We start from the raw sequence: 19,759 nt of genomic DNA on the forward strand, positions 1-19,759 counted from the left end.
GGCGGCTCTCGCAACGCCTCTTCCTATGGACGGAGCATATCCGTGTCCCTGTTCAACAGATCGGTCCGGACGGGCCGCGCCTCGACCGGCGCCGACCTCGCCTCCCGGCTGGACGCGGTCAGCAAGGTGTACGGCCGCGGCGCGGGCGCCGTGACCGCGCTCGACGACGTCACCCTGGGCATCCACCGCGGCACCTTCACCGCCGTCATGGGCCCGTCCGGGTCCGGCAAGAGCACCTTCCTGCACTGCGCGGCCGGGCTGGACCGGCCGACCTCCGGCGAGGTCCACCTGGGCGGGGTGAGCCTGGCCGGGCTGAACGAGGTCAGGCTGACCGAGCTGCGGCGCAGCCGGGTCGGGTTCGTGTTCCAGTCGTTCAACCTCATGCCCTCGCTGACCGTCGAGCAGAACATCGACCTGCCGCACCGGCTCTCCGGCGGGCGGGCCGAGCATGGCTGGCGGCGCGAGGTGATCGAGCGGCTGGGGCTGTCCGATCGGCTGCGGCACCGTCCCGGCCAGTTGTCGGGCGGCCAGCAGCAGCGGGTCGCGATCGCCCGCGCGCTGGTGACCCGCCCGGACGTGCTGTTCGCCGACGAGCCCACCGGCGCGCTCGACGTCCGGACGGCCCAGCAGATCCTCGCCCTGCTGCGCGGCGCCGTGGACGACATGGAGCAGACCGTCGTCATGGTCACCCATGACCCGGTGGCGGCCTCGTACGCCGACGGCGTCCTGTTCCTGACCGACGGCCGGATCGTCGACTCGATGACCGGGCCCGGGGCCGACCGGATCGCCGAGCGGATGACCCGCCTGGAGGTGCGGCGGTGATGTTCTCGCTCGCCCTCACCACGCTCCGCGCCCGCAAGGCCGGGTTCGCCGGCGCGTTCGTCGCGCTGTTCTTCGCCGCCGCGCTCGTCGCCGCCTGCGGAACGCTGCTGGAGACCGGGCTGCGCGGCGGCATCCCGCCCGAGCGGTACGCGGGGACGCCGGTGATCGTCGCCGGCGACCAGGACGCGCACGCGGTCGAGCACAAGAAGGGCAAGGAGAAGCGGAAGTCCAAGCCGCTGGCCGAGCACGTCTGGATCCCGTCCGGGATCGCCGACCGGCTGAGGTCGGTCGAGGGCGTCCGGTCCGTCGTCCCGGAGGTGACGTTCCCGGCGTACGTCGTCGCCCATGGGCGCACGCTCACCGGCCCGGACGGCTCCGCGTCCTGGGGGCACGACTGGTCGTCGGCCGCGCTCACCCCGTTCACGCTGCGCGAAGGCCGCGCCCCGTCCGGCCCCGGGGACGTCGTCATCGACTCCGGGCTCGCGCGGCGAGGAGGGCTGCGGCCCGGCGACGAGGTCGGCGTGCGGTCAGCCGCCGCTCCCACCACCTACCGGGTGACGGGCATCGCCGCCGCCTCGGCCGGCCCGCTGGAGCGGCAGGCCGCGGTGTTCTTCAGCCCCGCCGAGGCCGTCCGGCTGGCCGGCCGTCCGGGGCAGGTGGCGGCGGTCGGGCTGCTGCCGGCTGAGGGCACCGGTGCCGCGACCGTCGCCGAACGGGCCTCGAAGGCCGTCGCCGGGACCGGCGCGAAGGTCTACACCGGGGACGGGCGCGGCCCGCTGGAGTTCCTCGACGCCGCGAAGGCGCGGGTGATGCTGATCAGCCTGAGCGGCACGCTCGGCGCCACCTCCCTGCTGGTGGCGGTCCTGGTGGTCGTCGGCACGTTCGGGCTCTCCATCCAGCAGCGGTACCGCGAGATCGCGCTGCTGCGGGCGGTGGCCGCGACGCCGCGGCAGGTCCGCGCGCTCATCGGCCGCGAGGCGCTGGTGGTCGGGCTGGTCGCCGGGGCCGCCGGCTCGATCGCGAGCGTGGCCGTCGCGCAGTGGCTGCGGGCCGGGTTCGTGGACGCGGGGGCGATCCCCGACGTGCTGCAACCGTCGTACGGCCCGCTGCCGATGCTCGCAGCGATCGCGGCGACGACGCTGGCCGCGTGGAGCGCCGCCCGGATCTCCGCCCGGCGGATCGCGCAGATCCGTCCGACCGAGGCGCTCGGCGAGGCGGCCGTCGAGCCGCCCCGGCCCGGCCCGGCGCGACTGGTGGCCGGGCTGGCGTTCCTGGTCGGCGCGGTCGCCGTGACCATCGTCCTCGGCGGGCTGTCCACCGAACCCGCGGCCGTGCCCGTCACGTTCGTCAGCGCGCTGCTCTGGGTCACGGCGGTCTCCCTGCTCGGGCCGGTGATCGCCGCGGTGGCCGCCCGGGTGCTGGACGGACCCCTCAACGCCCTGTCACCGGTGGGCGGCCATCTCGCCGCCGCCAACGTCCGCGCCGGCTCGCGGCGGCTGGCCTCGGTGATCGCCCCGCTCTGCCTGGCCGTCACCATGACGTGCACGATCCTGTTCGCCCAGACGACCCTGGGCCACGCGGCCGAACGGGAGAAGCAGGAGGGGATCGCCGCCCAGTACGTCCTGGCCTCGAACGCGCCCGGCGTGCCCACCGCGGCGGCCGGGGCCGCCCGGAAGGTCAAGGGCGTCGAGACCGTCACCGAGATCGTCGAGACCAACGCGCGCGGGCTGGGCCTCGGCAAGTACACCGTCCAGGGCGTCACCCCCCAGGGCCTGACGCGGACGATGGACCTCGGGGCCACGTCCGGCTCCCTGGACCGCCTGGGCCCCGGCACCGTGGCGCTGAGCACGAACGGCGCGTCCCGCGCCCACGCGAAGGTCGGCGACCGGCTCCGGCTGAGGCTCGGCGACGGGACCCCGATCTCCCCGACGGTGGTCGCGGTCTACTCGCTCCAGCTCGGCTTCCCCGACGTCACCCTGCCGCGCGACGTGGTCGCCCCCCACGTCGACGCCCCGCTGGACACCTCCGTCCTGGTACGCACCGCCCCCGGCGCACACGGGGTGGAGCGGGCGCTCGCGGACGCCGTGCGCGGCTACCCGGGCGTCCACGTGGCCGACCGGCAGGAGGTGCGCGCCCAGCAGGCCGCCCAGCAGCGGGCCAACCGGCAGGTGCAGTACCTCGCGATGGGACTGATCATCGCCTTCGCGGCCATCGCCGTGGTCAACACCCTGGTCATGGCCTCGGCCGACCGCAGCCGCGAGTTCGCCCTGCTGCGGCTGATCGGCACCACCCGCCGCCAGGTCGTCCGGATGACCCGCTGGGAGTCGGCCGTGCTCGTCCTGGTGGCCGGCGTGCTCGGCTCGGTGCTCAGCTTCGTGGTCCTGTCGGCGTTCACCACCGGGATGACCAGGTACGGGACACCCCACATCCCGCCACCGGCCTACCTGGCCGTCCTGGCCATCGCCGCCGCAACGGCCTTCGTGGCGACGGAAGGCGCCGTGCGGATCGCGCTGCGCGGCCACCCGGCCGACACGGTCAACGCACGCGAGTGACCACTCCGGACAGGGACCGCGCCTTGGCTTGGTCGCCTGCAGGCGGGTAGAAACGTGCTCGTGATCGAGGGCGTCGAGCCGGGTGCCGATGATGTCGACGAGCTGACCTCGGCGTTGCTGACCGCGTCGCGGTTGCTGGTCGCCGTTTCGGCGCGGTCGCTGGCGGCGGTGCAGGACAGGGTGACGCTGCCGCAGTTCCGGCTGCTGGTGGTGCTGTCCTGGCAGGGTCCGGCCAAGCTGGTGACCCTGGCCGCGGGGCTGGACGTCAATCCCTCGACCGCGCTGCGGATGGTGGACCGGCTGGTCACGGCGGGGTTGGTCGAGCGGCGGGCCAGCGCGCGGAGCGGCCGGGAGATCAGCATCGAGCTGACCGCGGCCGGGCGCGCGGTGGTGGAGCAGGTGACCGCCCGGCGGCGCGCCGACATCGCCGGTATCGTCTCGCGCATGCCCTCGGGCGAGCGCCGTGCGCTGGTCGCGGCGCTGCGCGCGTTCACCGAGGCCGGGGGCGAGCCGCCGGTCGCGGACGCCGTCCCGCTGGGCTGGAGCTGACCCCGGCGCAGCGGCCGGGCGGCGGGACGCCCGCCGGGTACCGGTTGCCTTTTCGGCTGTTGCACTATGCAATGGTCAGGCGCAATCGGCGTGTGTAGGCAGCGAGGGGGACGCGGGTGGCGCGGGGACGAGGCCGGCAGGCGCCCTATGGTTACCGCCGCATTCGCGACGCGCGGGGGCGGTACGTGACGCAGTTGCCGATGGAACCGCAGGCCGGCGTCGTCCGGGAGATCATCAGCCGGGTCGCCCAGGGGCAGGCGATCCCGCAGATCATCCGGGAGCTGGAGGGACGCGGCGTGCCCGCGCCGCGGGGCGGGCCCCGCTGGTCGCGGTCGGTCGTCACCGACATCGTCCACAATCCGGCCTATATCGGTAAGCCCAAGGTGGACGCGGACGAGCGGGTGGCGTGGGCGCCGCTGGTGCCCGAGCAGCTGTTCTTCACCGCGCAGCGCGCCCTCCAGGGGCCCGGCGGCTCGTCCGCGGGCTATCCGGCGTTCGGGCTGTTGCTGTGCGCCCTCGGACCTTGCCACGGAGTGTTCGCGAGTTGCCTCCAGGCGGTCAGCTGACGCCCGGCTCCGCCGTACCCCCGACGACGCCCCGGCCCCGCCGCGGCGGGGCCGGGGCGTGACGACGGAACCGGGGTCATCCGGCCAGGCGCTGCCGCAGGAACTGCTTGCCCTGGTCGGCGCCCTTGCGGCTCTCGGTCTGCGCGCGGCGGAACAGGTCGGCCAGCTCCCGGTCGCCGGCGCGTTCGGCGTCGGCGATGTAGATCTCCAGCCGCAGCGTGTTGCTCAGGCACTGCTCGACGAACCAGACCAGGTTGTAGTCCTTGTCCTTGGTTCCGGTGAGCTCACCGGTCTCCCGCTGATGTACGGCCGTCATCGCTTCCTCCTGTTGTCCGATGGAGCGTTATCCGGCTCGTCCCCGTATGCCGCGATCGCCACGTGCCGACGCCCTACCCGCGCCTGCGGGCCCCATTCACCGGCCCCCGCACGAGCCGGGACGGCTAGACCGGCTGGGGTGTGCGGGCGGCCTTGACCGCGTCGCGCAGGTGCTGTTCCTGCTCGTCGGTCAGCGAGGTCCGGATGATCCGTCCGCCCAGCGGCGCCATCTCGGGGACGACCTTGTCCGGGTTGCGCTTGTCGACCAGGACGAAGACGGCCGCGGCGCCGGGCGCCAGGTGCTCGCCGAGGTCGCGCATGAAGTCGTCGTCGATGCCGGCGTCGGCCGCGGCGCCCATGGCGGCGCCGGTGGCTCCGCCGATCGCCATGCCGAGCAGCGGCATGAAGAAGACAAGGCCGATGAGGCCGCCCCAGGCGGCACCGCCGAGCGCGCCGCCCGCCGTCATGGACCGGGCCTGGTGGAGTTTGATCTTGCCGTTCTGCCTGCGTTCGACGACGACGACGTCCGCCAGCTCGATGGTGTGGTCGCGGTGCAGTTGGATGATCTTGTCGCGGGCCCGCTCGGCACGCGGCAGGTCGTCGTAGGCGACGGCGATCAGGTCGCTCATATCTCCCCCGGTTGGTGTGTGGGTGTCGGCGCGAGCCCGGTGCCGCCTACCCGCGCGCTCTGGACGGCGGGGCGGTGAGGGCGTAGATCAGCAGGATGCACATGCCGATGGTCAGCACGGACCACAGCGGGAACGCCCGCAGGAACGCCAGGTGCCCGATCGCGGCCAGGACGGCGAAGAGCACGCCGACGGCGCGCGCCCACATCCGTCCGGCGATGATCCCCGCGCCGACGGCCAGCTGCACGACGCCGAGGACCAGCCAGAACCATCCCCAGGCGGTGAAGTCGAACACCATGATCTTGTTGTCGCCGACGAGGTAGTAGTCGTCGTTGAACAGGCCGACCAGGCCGTCGATGACGTTGAACGCGCCGATCACCATCGCGAGGGTGCCGGCGAACGTCAGCCACCCGGACGCGCGTTCCTGATGCCGCGCCGTGGTCCGGCCGGAGTCGTGGGCCATTCTCGTGGTCATTGGGCCTCCTCCCCCGCCCGGCCACAGTCCAGGGCGGGATGACCCGAAAGGTCCCCATTGCACGGTCAACCGCAAACCGTGGCCGATGTCCTTTTGGCCCTGGACGGACGGAAACGTGAGCCGCGATTGACGAAACGCGGCGTCGCGGCCGTGTTCGGCAAGCCGCCGGGCGGGTTCACCGGCCGAGCCGTCCTCCCGCCGGGGGTTCATGGTCTCTTGAGGCTTTTGTGGCGCTGAGGTGGGCCGGGCCAGGGAAGTGCTCGGGTACCGACACCCCGCCGCGAGGAGAGAACGTGGACGCTCAGCCGTCGCCCGAGGACCGGACCGACTTCGAGAACGCCGGCAAGGGGTTCGTCGGCACGGCGCCGCAGACGAAGATCAGGGACGCCTCGGGACGGGTCGTCTGGGACCTGGACGCCTACGCCTTCCTCGACGCCGGATGCCCCGGCACCGCGAACCCGAGCCTGTGGCGCCAGTCGCAGCTCACCGCCATGCACGGCCTGTTCCAGGTCGCCGACGGGATCTACCAGGTCCGCGGGTTCGACCTGTCCAACATCTCCTTCATCGAGGGCGACACGGGCGTCATCGTGGTCGACCCCCTGCTGTCGGTGGAGTGCGCGGCGGCGGCGCTCGCGCTCTACCGGGAGCACCGCGGCGACCGTCCGGTGACGGCGGTCGTCTACAGCCACTCGCACGCCGACCACTTCGGGGGCGTCCGCGGAGTGGTGCCGGACGGCACCGACATCCCGATCATCGCGCCGGCCGGGTTCCTGGAGCACGCCGTCGCCGAGAACGTCTACGCCGGGACCGCCATGAACCGGCGCTCGATCTTCATGTACGGGGCCATGCTGCCCAAGGACGCCACGGGCCAGATCGGCGCGGGTCTCGGCCCGACGACGTCCACCGGCACGATCTCGCTGATCGAGCCGACGCTGTCGGTCACCGAGACCGGCCAGGAGGAGGTGGTCGACGGCGTCCGGATCGTCTTCCAGCTGACCCCGGGCACCGAGGCGCCCGCGGAGATGAACTTCTGCTTCCCCGACCGGCGCGCGCTGTGCATGGCGGAGAACGCCACCCACAATCTGCACAACATCCTGACGCTGCGCGGCGCGCTGGTGCGCGACCCGCGCGTGTGGGCGCGCTACCTCACCGAGGCGATCGAGATGTTCGCCGCCGGCTCCGACGTGCTGTTCGCCTCCCACCACTGGCCGACCTGGGGCACGCAAGAGCTGACCGCGTTCCTGTCCGAGCAGCGGGACCTCTACGCCTACATCCACGACCAGACCCTGCGGATGCTCAACCAGGGCCACACCGGCACCGAGATCGCCGAGATGATGCGGATGCCGCCCGCGCTGGAACGGGCCTGGCATACCCACGGGTACTACGGCTCGGTCTCCCACAACGTCAAGGCCGTCTACCAGCGCTACATGGGATGGTTCGACGGCAACCCCGCCCACCTGTGGGAACTGCCTCCGGAAGAGTCGGCGAGAAAGCACGTCGAGTTCATGGGCGGCGCCCGGAACATCCTCCCCAAGGCCGAAGCCGCCTTCCGCGCAGGCGAGACGCGCTGGGCCGCCCAGGTCCTCAACTACGTCGTCTTCGCCGACCCCGCCGACACCGAGGCCCGCGAACTCCTCGCCCGGGTCTACGACGAACTCGGGCAGGGCAGCGAGAACGGCACCTGGCGCAACTTCTACCTCCAGGGCGCCGCCGAACTGCGCGGCGACAAGCCCGCCAACACCCTCGACAGCGCCTCGCCGGACGTCCTCATGGCCCTGAGCGTCGAGCAGATCGTCGACTCCCTCGCCATCCGCATCGACGGCCCGCGCGCCTGGGAGACCCGCCTGACCATCGACTGCAACTTCACCGACCTCAAGGAGGAGGTCCGGATCAGCCTCGCCAACGGCGTCCTCACGCAGTCCCGCGCGCACGACGGCACCCCGCCCGACCTCACCCTCACCCTGACCAAGCCGCAGCTGCTCCAGCTGGTCGCCACCCAGGACCTCGGCGACATCCAGGCCGACGGCGACCGCCGCGCGATCACCACGCTCATCGGCCTCTTGGACATCCCCGACCGCAACTTCGACATCGTCACCCCCTGACGCCACCGATGCGGCGCAACGCCCGCCCGCGCGCGGCGTCCCGATGCTGACCCGGCTGCGGGACCTCCTGGTCCCCGCGGCGCAGCGCCGGACGCTGGACGAGCTCACCGCCGAACTCGACCTGCGCTCCGGGGACCGCGCATCGCGCTACTCGGCGTACTGGACGATGCTCGTGCTGTCCGCCGTGATCGCCGCGGCGGGCGTCATCGCGGACTCCACCGCGACGGTCATCGGCGCCATGATCATCGCCCCGCTGTCCACCCCGATCATGGGGACGGCGCTCGGCCTGGTGAAGCGCGCGAAGACCGGCGCCGGCCGGTTCGCCCTGGGCGGCGTGGCCGCGGTCGTCACCGTCGGGCTGCTCGCCTCGCTCGCGGTCCCCCGCTCCTACGACCTGCTGTCCAACGGCCAGGTCTCCGGACGCACCTCACCGGGCCTGGCCGACCTGATCGCCGCGATGGCGACCGGCCTCGCGGGCGCCGTCGCCCTCGCCCGCCGCGACGTCGCCGCCGTCCTGCCCGGCGTCGCCATCGCGATCTCCCTCGTACCGCCCCTGGTCGTCGTCGGCGTCTGCCTCGGCGACGGCGCGCCCGGCCTCGCGCTCGGCGCGCTGGTGCTGTTCGCGTCCAACGCGCTGTCCCTCGTCCTGGCCGGCACCTTCATCTTCGCCGCCCTCGGCTACATGGACGCGCCGGCCGGCCGGACCCGCGCCCGCACGGCCCTCGTCCTCAGCGCGGCCGGGCTGCTCGTCCTCGTCCCCCTGGGCGTCAGCACGGCGGCCAACTACCTGTTCGCCGCATGGAAGACCGGGGTCAGGCACGCCGCCGCCGAATGGCTCGCGGCCGAACCCGGCGCCGCCGTCACCGGCGTCCGGACCCGCTTCAAGACCTTCCACGTCTCCGTCCGCGCCCCGGGCGGCCTGCCGCCGGTCGCCGACCTCCTCACCCGCCTGCACGGCATCGTCCCCGACGGCTCCTCCGTGGTCATCGACATCACCCAGGGCCACACCATAAAAGCCGGCAAGGTACGCCCCTGACCCACACCGCTCTCGCCGTCTACTACCGGCCTGTTCGAGGTCGTCACTGGCTACGGGCACAATGTCCGGTACGGTCATCTCGTTCTTTCCGGGCCGGCCGGGAGGGGCGCACGGTGGCCGACTCGCGCCGCAGCGAGGTGCCCCTCAAGCCGGAAGCCGGACAGAAGCACACGAACTCCGTACATCATTCTCGTGGACGTGAACATGGACGCTGAGACGCAAGAGGTTCCCGTACTGCCCGGAAGGCTCACGAACCTCCGATCCAGGCTTCCCAAACCGCAGGAGCGGTCTCTGACGTCGATCTTCGTCATCGGCACCCTGTTCTCGGGGTCGACCTTGATGGGGCGCGACATGACCGCTCGCATCAAGATGGCCCACTACGTCGGCGAGCTGAACAACTTCACGCAGGTCCCCGATTTCAGCCACAAGGACTCCGGACGGGGATGCGGGCCCTGTTCGCTGCTCGGCAAGCAGTGCCGCCATTTCACGGACGCGCTCCGGGACCGCGTCTCCTACGACGACATTCTCGGCATGCACGAGCAGTTCGCCCGCTCCTTGGGCGTTTCGGCGATCGTCGACGGCAGCAAGTTCGTCGCCTGGATGCGGCGCGCCGTCGAGCAGCGCGCCGTCGAGCAGCGCGTCGCCGACCGGGCGAGCCGGACCGCGGTGAGCGCGATCATCACGGTGCGGAACCCGATCGCCTTCGCGATCAGCCACCGGAACCGGACGGGCGAAGCACTGTGGAGAGGCGCGGGCATCTGGCGCGACACCTACGTCGACGCCCTCCGCACCGCCAATTTCCACGGGCTCCCGCAGCTGGTCGTGCGCTATGAGGACTACATGGCCGACCGGGAGCGCTCGCTGGAGCGTCTGGCCGCCTTCCTGCACCTTCCCCTGAGCCCCAAGCCGGACAACACCAGCATCCACGACACGGGCGGCAACTGGAGCTCCTTCGTGCCGTACGTCGGCAGGGAGCAGCTCGAGAAGTTCATCCAGCAGCTCCACGGGTCCGGCCGCACGGACGCCGAGAACTTCATCAAGCACGCGCGGGCGTACTGGAACGACGAGAAGCCGCAGGAGGACACCCGCTGGCACAACAGCATCAACGCCGGCGACGCGCACGGGGTGCTGAGCACTCCCGGGCTGGCCGACGTGGCGAGCATCCTCGGCTACAACATCGCCGAAGTCGTCCACCTGGCCATCAAGGGATAGCAGCGGCCCTTTCGGGCCTTCCGTTCCTTCCTCGGCAGCAGGGATGTACAGGCTCCATACTCGTGAGTACTGTCTCCGTACTATGGGGTATGGAGATGAGATCGTGCGGCGGGTGCGGGAACTGGCGCCGGTGCTGACGGAGCGGGCTCGGGAGACCGAGGACCTCCGGCGGTTGCCGGATGGAACGATCGAGGACCTCGCCGGGACGGGGCTGTTCGGCATGCTGGTGCCGAAGCGGTTCGGCGGCGCGGAACTCGGGTTCGAGGCGATGGCGGCGGCGTGCCGCGAGGCCGGCGCGGGCTGCGGGTCCACCGGGTGGCTGTCGGTGATCTACACGCTGCACAACTGGATGGTGGCGCTGTTCCCCGAGCAGGCGCAGGAGGAGGTCTGGGCGGAGCGGCCGTACGCGCTGATCCCGTGCGTCCTCGCGCCCACCGGCACCGCGGAGCCGGCGGACGGCGGGCACCGGGTGACCGGCCGCTGGTCGTGGGGCAGCGGCGTGATGCACGCCGACCACGCGATGGTGATGGGCCTGGTCAGCGCGGACGGCGCGATCGAGCCGCGGCTGTTCCTGCTGCCGCGCGCGGACGTGACCGTCCACGACGTCTGGCACACCAGCGGGATGCGCGGGACGGGCAGCAACGACATCGAGGTCGCGGACGTGTTCGTCCCGGCGCACCGGTCGGTGCCGCTGGCCGCGCTGGCCGAGGGCCGGTCCCCCGGGGCGGACGTCCATCCGGCGGCGCTCTACCGGGTCCCGCTCGTCCCGGTGTTCGCGCTGACCAGCGCGGCGCCCGTGCTCGGGATGGCCGAGGGGGTGCTGGCGCGGTTCGGCGAGCGGATGCGGAGCCGGCGGATGGCCTACAGCGGCGAGCGGCAGCGCGACCTGATGAGCGGCCAGATCCGGCTGGCCGCGGCGACCGCGGACCTGGCGGCGGCCCGGCTGCTGCTGGAGGACGCGCTGCGGGACGTGTCCGAGGCCGCGGCGGCGGGCGACGGGATCGACCTGCACCGGCGCGCGCGGGCCCGGCTCGTCGCGGCGCATGTGGCGGGCACCGCCCGCAGGGTGGTGAACGAGCTGTGCTCGGCGGCCGGGGCGAGCACCCAGTTCGCGGACTCGCCGTTCCAGCGGGCGCAGCGCGATGTGAATACGATCAGCGGGCATGTGGTGTTCGACCCGGACGCGGCGTACGCCCTGTACGGCAGGGTCGAGCTGGGGATGGACCCGGGGCCGACCGTGCTCGTGTGACGGCGTCCGGTACCGAGCGTGGGGAGCACGATGACGGCCCGGACGAGGCTGGCCAGGCGGGACTGGGTGGAGGCCGGCTACCAGGAGCTGGCGCGGGCCGGCGAGCGCGGCGTCGCGATCAACGCGCTGGCCGCGCGGCTGGGCGTCACCAAGGGCAGCTTCTACTGGCACTTCAAGGACCGCGGCGAGCTGCTGCGGGCGCTGCTGGACCGGTGGGCGCACGAGCGGACCGACGAGGTGCTGGGCCTCGCGCTCGGGAGCACGGACGACCCGCGCGAGCGGCTGCGCCGTATCCAGGCGCTCGGCCGGGAGATCGCGCCGATCGACCGGGCGATGCGGCTGTGGGCGCAGCACGACCCGGCGGCCGAGGAGGCGGTGCGGCACGCCGACCGGGGCCTGCTCGGTCACATCGCCGCATGCCTGGAGGACCTCGGATTCGGCGCGGAGGACGCGCGGCTGCGGGCGCTGCTGATGCTGCGCTCGTGGGTCGGCGGCTACCTGATCCCGTCCGGCGGGGCCTCCGAGGGCACCGATCCGGGCGACCGCATGATGGAGATCCTGCTGGGCCGCTGAGGCGGGGTCAGCAGGTCTTGCGGTACGGGATGTCCTGGACGTACTGGGACCATTCGCGCCGGGACAGTGATCCCGTGCGCTTGCAGAGGTCGGCCTTGAGGAGGCGCGGCGCGACGGTGTGGGTGACGAGCTTGCCGTCGTCGCCGGCCACGCTGTAGAGCCGGGTGCCGTCCGCGCTGAAGGCCAGCGACTCGATCACCGCGTCGATCGAGGACGTGGTGTGCCCGGTGAGCGCGAGCCCGAGCCGCCGCTGGCTCTGCACGTCCCACAGGTCGATCTTGCCCTTCATGTCCGCGGTGGCGAGCAGGCGGCCGTCCGGCGAGACGGCCGCGATCGGGGTCTTGCCGTCCGGCGTCGCGACGGGGGTGCCGATCTGCTTGAGCGTCCGGGCGTTCCAGAACGACAGCGACCGCTGGTCGACGCGGTCCTGCACGGTGACCAGGGTGTCCTTCGCGCCGATGGCCTGGACGGTCGTCGCCAGCGAGTTCGGCGGCGCGAGGGTCCTCCCGGACGGGAAGGCGACCACACCGAGGTCGTTGGCGGAGATCACCCGGCGGCCGTCCTTGCTCCACACGATCCTCATCTCCTCGGAACCGTCGGACGCGGAGGTGCGCTGCGCGGCCTGCGCCTGCCCGAGGCGCCGGCCGGTGGCGGTGTCCCAGAACTGCAGCGTGGTGGGCTGCGTCGGCGAGTTCGCGTTCGCCGGGGTCTGCGGGCCCGCGAGCGTGAGAGTGGCCACGGACCGGCCGTCCGGGGAGAACGACGGCACGGGACGGCGCGTCAACCCGTCCGGCGGAAGCTTGATGGTGGACCGCTTCGTGCGGGACCGGACGTCCCAGATCTCGACCGTCCCGTCGTGCTTGAGGAGGGCGAACTGCCGGCCGTCCTGGGACAGCGAGAACCGGTCCCCCTCGTAGTCGAGGTCGACGGTGATGGGCAGGCTCGGCCGCTGCCTCCTGGTCGCGGTGTCCCAGATCTTGACGGCGCGGTTGTAGGGCAGCGGGTCGACGGTCGCCAGCGTGGACCCGTCGAGGCTGATCGCCGAGTCGCCGTGCGCCAGGGCCACCTGGACGGGACGCACGAACGCGGCCACGTCGATCGACCTGATCCGGCCCTGCGAGTCGAGGCAGCGCAGGCTCAGCCCGTCGGCGCTGAACCGGGTGGAGGTGCACATGTCGTCCGGCTTGTACGCCAGGGCGGGCGGCTCCGAGATGCCCGGCTCGGTGCTCCACATCATCATGTCGGACGCGATGAACCGCCCGTCCGGGCTGAAGACGATGTCGGTCTCCAGGTCGTTGTACCCCTTCGGCCGCACCAGGGTCGTGCGCTCCTTGCCGGTCTTGACGTCCACCACCGTGATGCCGTTCCGCTGCCCGTCGACGTCGGTGGCCGCGAGGTACCGGCCGTCGGGGCTGAAGGTCAGGCGGGACGTGCTGCTCAGCTTCTCGAGGACGCGGGGTACGCGGATCGGCTTGAAGGTGCGCAGGTCGCGCCCGGTCAGCTTCCAGCCGTGCTTGCCGACCGGGGACACGCCGATGAGCATCGTCTCGTCCGGGGAGACGACCGGGCCCTGGATCGAGTAGCCCTCCTTGGCGGAGAACAGCATCCGGCCGGTGGCGGTGTCGAGCACTCTGACGGTTCCGTCGTGGGTCGCGACGAGCCGCGAGCCGGTGGGGCTGAACCCCAGGCCGTCCCCCACCACGTGCTTGAACGGCAGGACGGTGCGGGCCCCCGTGGCGGTGTTCCACAGCGTCAGGGTGCCGTCCGCCTGGAGGCTGAGCAGGCGCTTGCCGTCGAGGGTCATTCCGAGGCCCTTCAGCACCGCGCCGGGGACCGTCAGCCTCGGCCCCGCCTTCTCGGTGCCCGGATCCGCCAGGACGACGGTGTTGCCCTTCCACCACCCGAACGGGGCGCCCTTGTCGGGGGCCAGCGTGTTCCATCCGCCGTCGACGCCGGGCGGCCGGTAGATGTCCTGCTCCCACTGCGTCCCCAGGGTCAGCAGCGCGTCACGCGTCTCGAAGGTGTCGCCACCGAGGGCGGACGCGGCGACGGCCAGCCTGCGGGCGAGGACCGGATCGGTCCGGCGCAGCTGGACGGCCCGCGTCGCCAGCTGCCGTCCGACCGCCGCGTCGCGCTGCCGGGCGACCGTCGCGTTGGTCTTCCTGAGGTTGCGGCTCTGCACGGCGACGGCCGCGCCCGCACCCAAGGCCAGGACCAGCAGGACGGCCAGCGTGACGGTTACGGCCGCCCGCGTCCGGGCCCGGTCGCGCGTCTGCCGGACCGACGCGTCCAGGAACGCCCGCTCGGCCAGGTTCAGCGTGAGCTGCCGCCGCCCGACGGACGCCCAGGCCAGCGCCTCGTCCAGCGCGGACCCCTGATACAGGTCGGCCTGCTTGCGCCCGTTCGCGTTCCACAACCGCGCGGCACCCGCCAACGCCTGATGAACCGCGAGCCCCTCGCGTTCCGCATTCACCCAGTCGGCGAGCCGGGGCCACGCACGCAGCAGCGCGGGCGTGCCGATGGACACCATGGCGCCGTCCCGCTGCAACAGCCCCGCACCGCCGAGACCGTCCAAGACCTCCTGCATCCCGCGTTCGCTCGTCGCCCCGTCGACGAGATCGCCGAGCGGGATCGGCTGCAGCGCACCCTGAGCATCCGACGGCGCCGCCACCATCCTGAGCAGGACCCGCGGGACGGCCTGCTGCGCCTCCCGGTCGAGCCGTCCGTAGACCTGCTCGGCGACGTCCCCCAGCGAGGGCGGCAACGTCACCGACGGCGGCTCCCCCTGCCCGGCCGCCCTCGTCCCCGCCTCCAGCGCGTCCCCGGTCACCCCGCTGAGCAGGCCGTCCAAGACCTCCTGCGCACTCGGACGCTGTTCGGGATCCTGGCTGAGCGCCGCCTCCACGAGCCCCCGCAACGGCTCCGCCAGCACATCGGTCTTCGGACGCTCGTTCAGGATCTGGTGATGCAGGCTCGCCATCGTGTCACCGTTGAACGGCGGCCTCCCGTTCGCGGCGAACAGCACGACCGCCGCCCACGCCCACACGTCCACCGCCGACGTGGCCCGCTTCCCGCGGAACGACTCCGGCGCCATCCACCGCGGCGTCCCCTTGAGCGAACCCGTCGCGCTCCGCGACATCTCGTCCGTCTTGGCGATGCCGAAGTCGATGACGCGCGGCCCGTCCGGCCCCAGCAGCACGTTCGCGGGCTTCAGGTCCCGGTGAATGATCCCGGCCCGGTGAATGGACGCCAGCGCCGTCGCGATCCCGATGGCGAGCCGATGCAGCTCGTCCGGCCCGTACGCCCCCCGCTCACCGACCCATTCCGCCAGGTCAGGGCCCGGAACGTACTCGCTGACGACGTAGGGCGGCGCGCTGTCGAGATCCGCACTGATGATCCGCGCCGTGCAGAACGACGCGACTCGCTGCAGCGTCGCGACCTCCTTGCGCAACCCATTGCGCAGCGCCTCGTTGACCGTCTCAGGGTGCAACGCCTTGACGGCGACCCGACGCCCCTGGACGTCGTACCCCTCGTAGACAACGCCCTGCCCCCCGGCCCCCAACCGCCCGGCGAGCCAGTACCCGCCGAGCTGCCGGGGATCGCTGTCCAAGAGAGAAACGGGCATGCCGGCATCCTCCGCAACCGGGACGCCACCCGGCGCCCTAGAGAACGCCAGAATATACAGACACCCATGTTCTTTTAGTTGCCCGCCACCCCAATGTGACCCACCCCATCCCCCACACCCACCAGTTCACCGCGCCACAACCCCCCGTTCACCTCCCCCACCACGCCGATCCCGCAGCCCCCAAGACCGCCGCCTCGGGCCGATGCACTCTGGCGCGCCGGGGTCACGAAGTAGTAGAAGATTCACATGAGTCAGCTGGAGGCCGAGGGCTTCGACGGACGCCTGCGCAGCGCCGCGATGGCTTGGCTCGACCGCCGGTGCACACCCGACAATCCGGTCGTCGAGCGCCGGGAACTCCTCGGTTTCGAGTTCGAAGGCCGGCGCGTCCCGCTCGTCGACAACCAGCTCGGCATCCGCAAGCCCCAGGGGCTGACGGCCGCACTGTCAATCCTGACGACGTACACATCGGACGGCCAGCGCGCCCCTTACGAAGACGCTCTCGGCCCGGACGGCTTCCTCAGGTACAAATACCAAGGAAACCCTCAGCACTACACGAACAAGGGCTTGCAGGAGGCACGCGCCCTCGAAGTACCGCTCATCTGGTTCTTCGGCGTTCAACAAGGGCTGTACTTGCCGTTCTACCCGGTATGGATCGTCGCAGACGAACCAGCCGAGTCACAGGTCGCTGTCGCCCTCGACGAATCCCAGGCGAATCTCGCCGGACATGCGTCCTTGAGTCCCCTGGAGCGCAGATACTCTGAGCGGATCAGCAAGCAGCGCCTGCACCAGCCTGTATTCCGGCAAAGAGTGATCCGCGCCTATGACACCAGCTGCGCAATGTGCCGCCTGCGCCACGCCTCACTCCTCGACGCCGCGCACATCATTCCCGACAGAGAGGAACGAGGCCTGCCGGCCGTCTCGAACGGACTCTCCCTCTGCAAGATCCACCACGCCGCGTACGACGCCAACATCCTGGGCATACGACCGAACCTCACGATCCAGGTCCGCACTGACATCCTCCAGGAAGTGGACGGCCCGATGCTCAGACACGGCCTCCAAGAGATGGACGGGGTGACCCTCACCCTCCCAAGGCGGCGGATCGACCGCCCGGACCTGGAAGCCATTGAGCAGCGCTACGAAACCTTCCGCAAAGCAGGATGACGCCCCACACCGTCTAACCGCCGCCCAGAAATAGACGTCCGGAAGTACCTATCCTCTACAGCCCTCGTGGTAGCCGGTGAGATTTTCGGCGGTGTCGTGAAGGTCAACTACGGGACGGCGTGCGCGCGAGCCGTCCGGAGCCGAGTAGGTCAGATGCGCCGGCTCCACCCAGACGTTGATCTCGGTGCCGACCATCGGAACGGTAACCAGGGAAACCCCTCGGCCATGACGGTGCTCAACGTTGTGGACGCCCCTCACGGTGAGAGTGGCGGCGAGATGTCGGGCGGCGAGGATCGGCGGGGCGGTCAAGCGAGGGTTCGGCCAGGAGGTTCGGAGAGGGAAGGCGCACCAGACGGCTTTCCCCGGGTAGCCGACACCGAGCCTTGATCGGGACCGATGGGCTCCCCAGTCGGCGCCGAGCATGCTGACGATTCCGATGCCCTTGCCATGCTCGTCGAGCAGGTCACGTGGAGCGGCGTCCGGGAACGAGCTGCGACAGGCGTCGAAGACCGAGACGACCAGTTGTGGTGAAGGGGTGACGCGGGCCCAGAGCCAGAGCTCCGGCGGTACGGGCGGGGAGAGCGGGTCGGCGCGGAGACCGTGGTTGAAGGCGTTGGTAGCCAGTTCGCTCGCAGCGAGGGTGACGTCATCGATCATGTCGCGGCCGAGGCGGAGAGCCGTCAGGGCGATGGTGAGGAGCGATCGGCTGACGGACGCGCACGTCGCGTCCGCGGGCAGTCGCCAGGCACACATTCCACCAAGAGCTATTTCCGTCGGATGACCGACAGAAATTTGTCCGAGCTGCGCTATCTGCACCATTTGAACCGTCCTCGCAGGTCACAGGTTCCTTGCTTCCGACCCACAGGGTGCGCGCACCGGCTTAGCTTTGTCAGAGTTGCCTGCAACTCCCGCAACTCCTCGAAAATGGGAGGACGAAGATGAGCCACCGCCCTACCCCCGACCCGAAGTCTTCGATGTGGGGGCTCATTGCCTACTACCTTCGCTTCTGCCGCCTCCAGCGCAAACTCACGGGCGATCTGCTGGGCGAGGTACTCGGCTGCTCGAAGTCGACAGTTTCACGGCTGGAGACCGGAGTGCTCCAGCTCGACGCGGATCAGGCCCTCCGCCTCGACCAGCACTGGAACACGGGCGGGATCTTCTCATTCCTGGTCTGGTACGCCACCCTCGGCCACGACCCGGACTGGTTCAGGCAGTACGTCGATCTTGAGGTCAAGGCGTCCGTCATCAAGACCTGGCAGGTCGATCTCGTCCCGGGCCTGCTGCAGACCCCCGACTACGCGCGAGCGGGCCTCACGACTGGCAATCTCAGTGATGTAGAGGCGGCGCTCGAAAAACGTCTTGCCCGCCAGACGATCCTAGAGCGGGACAATCCGCCCACCTTTTGGTTCTTGCTGTCACAGACACTGCTGGAGTTGCCGTGCGGCGGCACGAAGGTCATGAAGGCTCAACTCGCTCACATCATCGATCTCTCACACCGTCCAAACATAGGTGTACGGGTGGTTCCGAAGTCCGTCGGCCACCATCCCGGGCTGGATGGCGCCTTCATGCTGATGACGCTCGCCAATCCCCATATGGAGGTGGCCTACGTTGAGGCCCCAGGAGGGGGTCGGCTGGCCTCGGGGACGTCCGAGGTAGCGTCATATGCTCTACGTTATGACCAGATAGGGCAGCATGCGCTGCCCGAGAGTCTCTCGCGAGACCTGATCAGACAGATCATGGAGGCCATGTAATGCCCCCCGTATGGCGCAAGAGCAGCAGGAGTACCAACCAGGGCGGGGAATGCGTCGAGGTCGCTGCGCTCTCCAACGTCATCGGAGTGCGGGACAGCAAACAGCCCGACGGAGGGCACCTCGTGCTTACAACCGCAGAGTTCGCTGCTGTGCTACGGCGCCTCAAGGACGCGAAGTGACAACGGCTCCATGGCGCAAGAGCAGCTACTCGACGGAGGGGACCAGCGCTCAATGTGTCGAGGTCGCTGCGCTCAACAACAGCGTCGGGGTGCGGGACAGCAGGAATCCCGACGGCGGCCACCTCGCCCTTGCTCCTGAGCAGTTTGTGGCGCTCGTTCGGCGGTTGAAGGGTCTTGGCTGACATGGTGGCGCGGACGGTGAACGCGTCGCTGCTTCCTGGCTTGTAGGGCGGTCGCTTACAGCACGCAGGTGGGGCGCGGGTGGGTCAGGTGTGCGGGGTGGGGTGGTAGGTGAGTTCTTGGGTGTGGGCGTCGAGGGTTCGGCTTTCGATGAGTTCGAGGTCGAAGTCGGCGGCGTTCTGGAAGATCGGGTCCAGCCCCGTCTGGCCGGTGATGACGGGGAACAGCGTCACCTGGACGCGGTCGACCAGACCGGCGGCCATCAGGGCGCGGTTCATCGCCAGGCTGCCGTGCGAGCGCAGCGGGACGTCGGATTCCTGCTTGAGCCGGGCGACGACGTCGACGGCGTCACCGCTCACGACGGTCGCGTCGGGCCAGTCGAGGGGTTCTTCCAGCGTGGTCGACACCACCGTTGCCGGCAGGTTCCTCATGCGGGTGACCCACGGGTCGCGCACCTCGGCCTCCTCGGTGCTCGAGGCCAGCATCTGCGCGAACGCCCGATACGTGTTGGCCCCGAAGACCATCCGCTGCTCCTCGCTGTACAGGGCGAGGCGGTGGTCGAGCAGTTCGGGGCCCTGCTTGCCCCAGTAGCCGGTCCAGTTGCCGCCGGCGGCGCCGAAGCCGTCGAGGCTGGAAAAGACGTCGAATGTGTAGGTAGCGGTCATGTTGCTCTCCCTTGAGCGCCTGATCGTGTGTTGGGCATACAGACCGGGCACTGCGGCGAGACTCATCGGTCTTGGGTTGCCGGGCGCTTGAGTGGGATTTGGCGGTTTTGGGGGCGGGTGG

Annotated in this window: 19 protein-coding genes; 13 read left to right on the forward strand and 6 right to left on the reverse strand. The window is 70.8% G+C overall.

Annotation, left to right across the window (positions count from 1 at the left end):
• The first annotated feature begins 48 nt into the window (after window positions 1-48).
• From ABD296_RS33395 to ABD296_RS33410, 4 genes are all read left to right on the forward strand, one after another.
• Window positions 49-822, forward strand: coding sequence for an ABC transporter ATP-binding protein (locus ABD296_RS33395; RefSeq protein WP_344276600.1), 774 nt, complete (start codon window positions 49-51; stop codon window positions 820-822).
• Complete coding sequence (locus ABD296_RS33400; RefSeq protein WP_344276603.1) at window positions 822-3,374, forward strand: FtsX-like permease family protein; 2,553 nt, start codon at window positions 822-824, stop codon at window positions 3,372-3,374. The genes ABD296_RS33395 and ABD296_RS33400 overlap by 1 nt, the downstream gene beginning before the upstream one ends.
• Window positions 3,375-3,434: 60 nt before the next feature.
• Window positions 3,435-3,923: a MarR family winged helix-turn-helix transcriptional regulator gene (locus ABD296_RS33405; protein WP_344276488.1), complete on the forward strand. Its 489-nt coding sequence runs from the start codon at window positions 3,435-3,437 to the stop codon at window positions 3,921-3,923.
• 185 nt (window positions 3,924-4,108) lie between these two features.
• Complete coding sequence (locus tag ABD296_RS33410) at window positions 4,109-4,489, forward strand: recombinase family protein (protein ID WP_344276491.1); 381 nt, start codon at window positions 4,109-4,111, stop codon at window positions 4,487-4,489.
• Between the two features lie 76 nt (window positions 4,490-4,565).
• Here ABD296_RS33410 and ABD296_RS33415 read toward each other — a convergent pair whose 3' ends face one another.
• From ABD296_RS33415 to ABD296_RS33425, 3 genes are all read right to left on the reverse strand, one after another.
• Window positions 4,566-4,805, reverse strand: coding sequence for a hypothetical protein (locus tag ABD296_RS33415; protein ID WP_344276494.1), 240 nt, complete (start codon window positions 4,803-4,805; stop codon window positions 4,566-4,568).
• 124 nt (window positions 4,806-4,929) lie between these two features.
• Window positions 4,930-5,433: a DUF1269 domain-containing protein gene (locus ABD296_RS33420; protein WP_344276497.1), complete on the reverse strand. Its 504-nt coding sequence runs from the start codon at window positions 5,431-5,433 to the stop codon at window positions 4,930-4,932.
• A gap of 46 nt (window positions 5,434-5,479) precedes the next feature.
• Window positions 5,480-5,905, reverse strand: a complete 426-nt coding sequence (locus tag ABD296_RS33425; protein WP_344276499.1) for a DUF7144 family membrane protein — start codon at window positions 5,903-5,905, stop codon at window positions 5,480-5,482.
• 293 nt (window positions 5,906-6,198) lie between these two features.
• Here ABD296_RS33425 and ABD296_RS33430 point away from each other — a divergent pair, with 293 nt between their 5' ends.
• From ABD296_RS33430 to ABD296_RS33450, 5 genes are all read left to right on the forward strand, one after another.
• Window positions 6,199-8,007 (forward strand): alkyl/aryl-sulfatase, encoded by a 1,809-nt coding sequence (locus ABD296_RS33430; RefSeq protein WP_344276502.1) that lies wholly within the window; start codon window positions 6,199-6,201, stop codon window positions 8,005-8,007.
• A 43-nt stretch (window positions 8,008-8,050) separates the two neighbouring features.
• Window positions 8,051-9,043, forward strand: a complete 993-nt coding sequence (locus ABD296_RS33435) for a DUF389 domain-containing protein (RefSeq protein ID WP_344276505.1) — start codon at window positions 8,051-8,053, stop codon at window positions 9,041-9,043.
• A gap of 351 nt (window positions 9,044-9,394) precedes the next feature.
• Entirely contained in the window at window positions 9,395-10,255 is an 861-nt protein-coding gene (locus ABD296_RS33440; RefSeq protein ID WP_344276508.1) for a hypothetical protein, read from the forward strand.
• Between the two features lie 82 nt (window positions 10,256-10,337).
• Window positions 10,338-11,504, forward strand: a complete 1,167-nt coding sequence (locus ABD296_RS33445; RefSeq protein WP_344276511.1) for an acyl-CoA dehydrogenase family protein — start codon at window positions 10,338-10,340, stop codon at window positions 11,502-11,504.
• A gap of 18 nt (window positions 11,505-11,522) precedes the next feature.
• The gene (locus ABD296_RS33450) at window positions 11,523-12,077 is read left to right on the forward strand and encodes a TetR/AcrR family transcriptional regulator (protein ID WP_344276514.1); all 555 of its coding nucleotides are present in this window, start codon (window positions 11,523-11,525) and stop codon (window positions 12,075-12,077) included.
• Between the two features lie 7 nt (window positions 12,078-12,084).
• Here the strand turns inward: ABD296_RS33450 and ABD296_RS33455 are convergent, their stop codons facing one another.
• Entirely contained in the window at window positions 12,085-15,702 is a 3,618-nt protein-coding gene (locus tag ABD296_RS33455) for a WD40 repeat domain-containing serine/threonine-protein kinase (RefSeq protein ID WP_344276517.1), read from the reverse strand.
• A gap of 246 nt (window positions 15,703-15,948) precedes the next feature.
• Here ABD296_RS33455 and ABD296_RS33460 point away from each other — a divergent pair, with 246 nt between their 5' ends.
• Complete coding sequence (locus ABD296_RS33460) at window positions 15,949-16,863, forward strand: HNH endonuclease (protein WP_344276519.1); 915 nt, start codon at window positions 15,949-15,951, stop codon at window positions 16,861-16,863.
• Between the two features lie 48 nt (window positions 16,864-16,911).
• Here the strand turns inward: ABD296_RS33460 and ABD296_RS33465 are convergent, their stop codons facing one another.
• Window positions 16,912-17,682, reverse strand: a complete 771-nt coding sequence (locus ABD296_RS33465; RefSeq protein WP_344276522.1) for an ATP-binding protein — start codon at window positions 17,680-17,682, stop codon at window positions 16,912-16,914.
• A 119-nt stretch (window positions 17,683-17,801) separates the two neighbouring features.
• On the opposite strand from ABD296_RS33465, the gene ABD296_RS33470 reads away from it, so the two are divergent.
• Genes ABD296_RS33470 through ABD296_RS33480 form a run of 3 tightly spaced genes read left to right on the forward strand, consistent with a single transcriptional unit; the run spans window position 17,802 to window position 18,975 of the window.
• On the forward strand, window positions 17,802-18,614 hold the full coding sequence (locus ABD296_RS33470) for a helix-turn-helix domain-containing protein (protein ID WP_344276525.1): 813 nt from the start codon (window positions 17,802-17,804) through the stop codon (window positions 18,612-18,614).
• Entirely contained in the window at window positions 18,614-18,793 is a 180-nt protein-coding gene (locus tag ABD296_RS33475; protein ID WP_344276528.1) for a DUF397 domain-containing protein, read from the forward strand. The genes ABD296_RS33470 and ABD296_RS33475 overlap by 1 nt, the downstream gene beginning before the upstream one ends.
• A complete protein-coding gene (locus ABD296_RS33480) occupies window positions 18,790-18,975 on the forward strand; it encodes a DUF397 domain-containing protein (RefSeq protein ID WP_344276531.1) in 186 nt (61 codons plus the stop codon). The genes ABD296_RS33475 and ABD296_RS33480 overlap by 4 nt, the downstream gene beginning before the upstream one ends.
• An 84-nt stretch (window positions 18,976-19,059) precedes the next feature.
• Here ABD296_RS33480 and ABD296_RS33485 read toward each other — a convergent pair whose 3' ends face one another.
• Entirely contained in the window at window positions 19,060-19,638 is a 579-nt protein-coding gene (locus tag ABD296_RS33485) for a dihydrofolate reductase family protein (protein WP_344276534.1), read from the reverse strand.
• Between the last annotated feature and the right edge of the window lie 121 nt (window positions 19,639-19,759).

The organism is Actinomadura napierensis, assembly GCF_039529375.1.
In the GTDB taxonomy this organism is placed as follows: domain Bacteria; phylum Actinomycetota; class Actinomycetes; order Streptosporangiales; family Streptosporangiaceae; genus Spirillospora; species Spirillospora napierensis.

Excerpts from the sequence above, each read along its gene's own strand:
- ABD296_RS33400 (WP_344276603.1), top strand. The coding sequence starts at position 822 with ATGTTCTCGCTCGCCCTCACCACGCTCCGCGCCCGCAAGGCCGGGTTC.
- ABD296_RS33415 (WP_344276494.1), bottom strand. The coding sequence starts at position 4,805 with ATGACGGCCGTACATCAGCGGGAGACCGGTGAGCTCACCGGAACCAAG.
- ABD296_RS33420 (WP_344276497.1), bottom strand. The coding sequence starts at position 5,433 with ATGAGCGACCTGATCGCCGTCGCCTACGACGACCTGCCGCGTGCCGAG.
- ABD296_RS33425 (WP_344276499.1), bottom strand. The coding sequence starts at position 5,905 with ATGACCACGAGAATGGCCCACGACTCCGGCCGGACCACGGCGCGGCAT.
- ABD296_RS33435 (WP_344276505.1), top strand. The coding sequence starts at position 8,051 with ATGCTGACCCGGCTGCGGGACCTCCTGGTCCCCGCGGCGCAGCGCCGG.
- ABD296_RS33440 (WP_344276508.1), top strand. The coding sequence starts at position 9,395 with ATGACCGCTCGCATCAAGATGGCCCACTACGTCGGCGAGCTGAACAAC.
- ABD296_RS33445 (WP_344276511.1), top strand. The coding sequence starts at position 10,338 with ATGGGGTATGGAGATGAGATCGTGCGGCGGGTGCGGGAACTGGCGCCG.
- ABD296_RS33455 (WP_344276517.1), bottom strand. The coding sequence starts at position 15,702 with ATGCCCGTTTCTCTCTTGGACAGCGATCCCCGGCAGCTCGGCGGGTAC.
- ABD296_RS33460 (WP_344276519.1), top strand. The coding sequence starts at position 15,949 with ATGAGTCAGCTGGAGGCCGAGGGCTTCGACGGACGCCTGCGCAGCGCC.
- ABD296_RS33465 (WP_344276522.1), bottom strand. The coding sequence starts at position 17,682 with ATGGTGCAGATAGCGCAGCTCGGACAAATTTCTGTCGGTCATCCGACG.
- ABD296_RS33470 (WP_344276525.1), top strand. The coding sequence starts at position 17,802 with ATGAGCCACCGCCCTACCCCCGACCCGAAGTCTTCGATGTGGGGGCTC.
- ABD296_RS33475 (WP_344276528.1), top strand. The coding sequence starts at position 18,614 with ATGCCCCCCGTATGGCGCAAGAGCAGCAGGAGTACCAACCAGGGCGGG.
- ABD296_RS33485 (WP_344276534.1), bottom strand. The coding sequence starts at position 19,638 with ATGACCGCTACCTACACATTCGACGTCTTTTCCAGCCTCGACGGCTTC.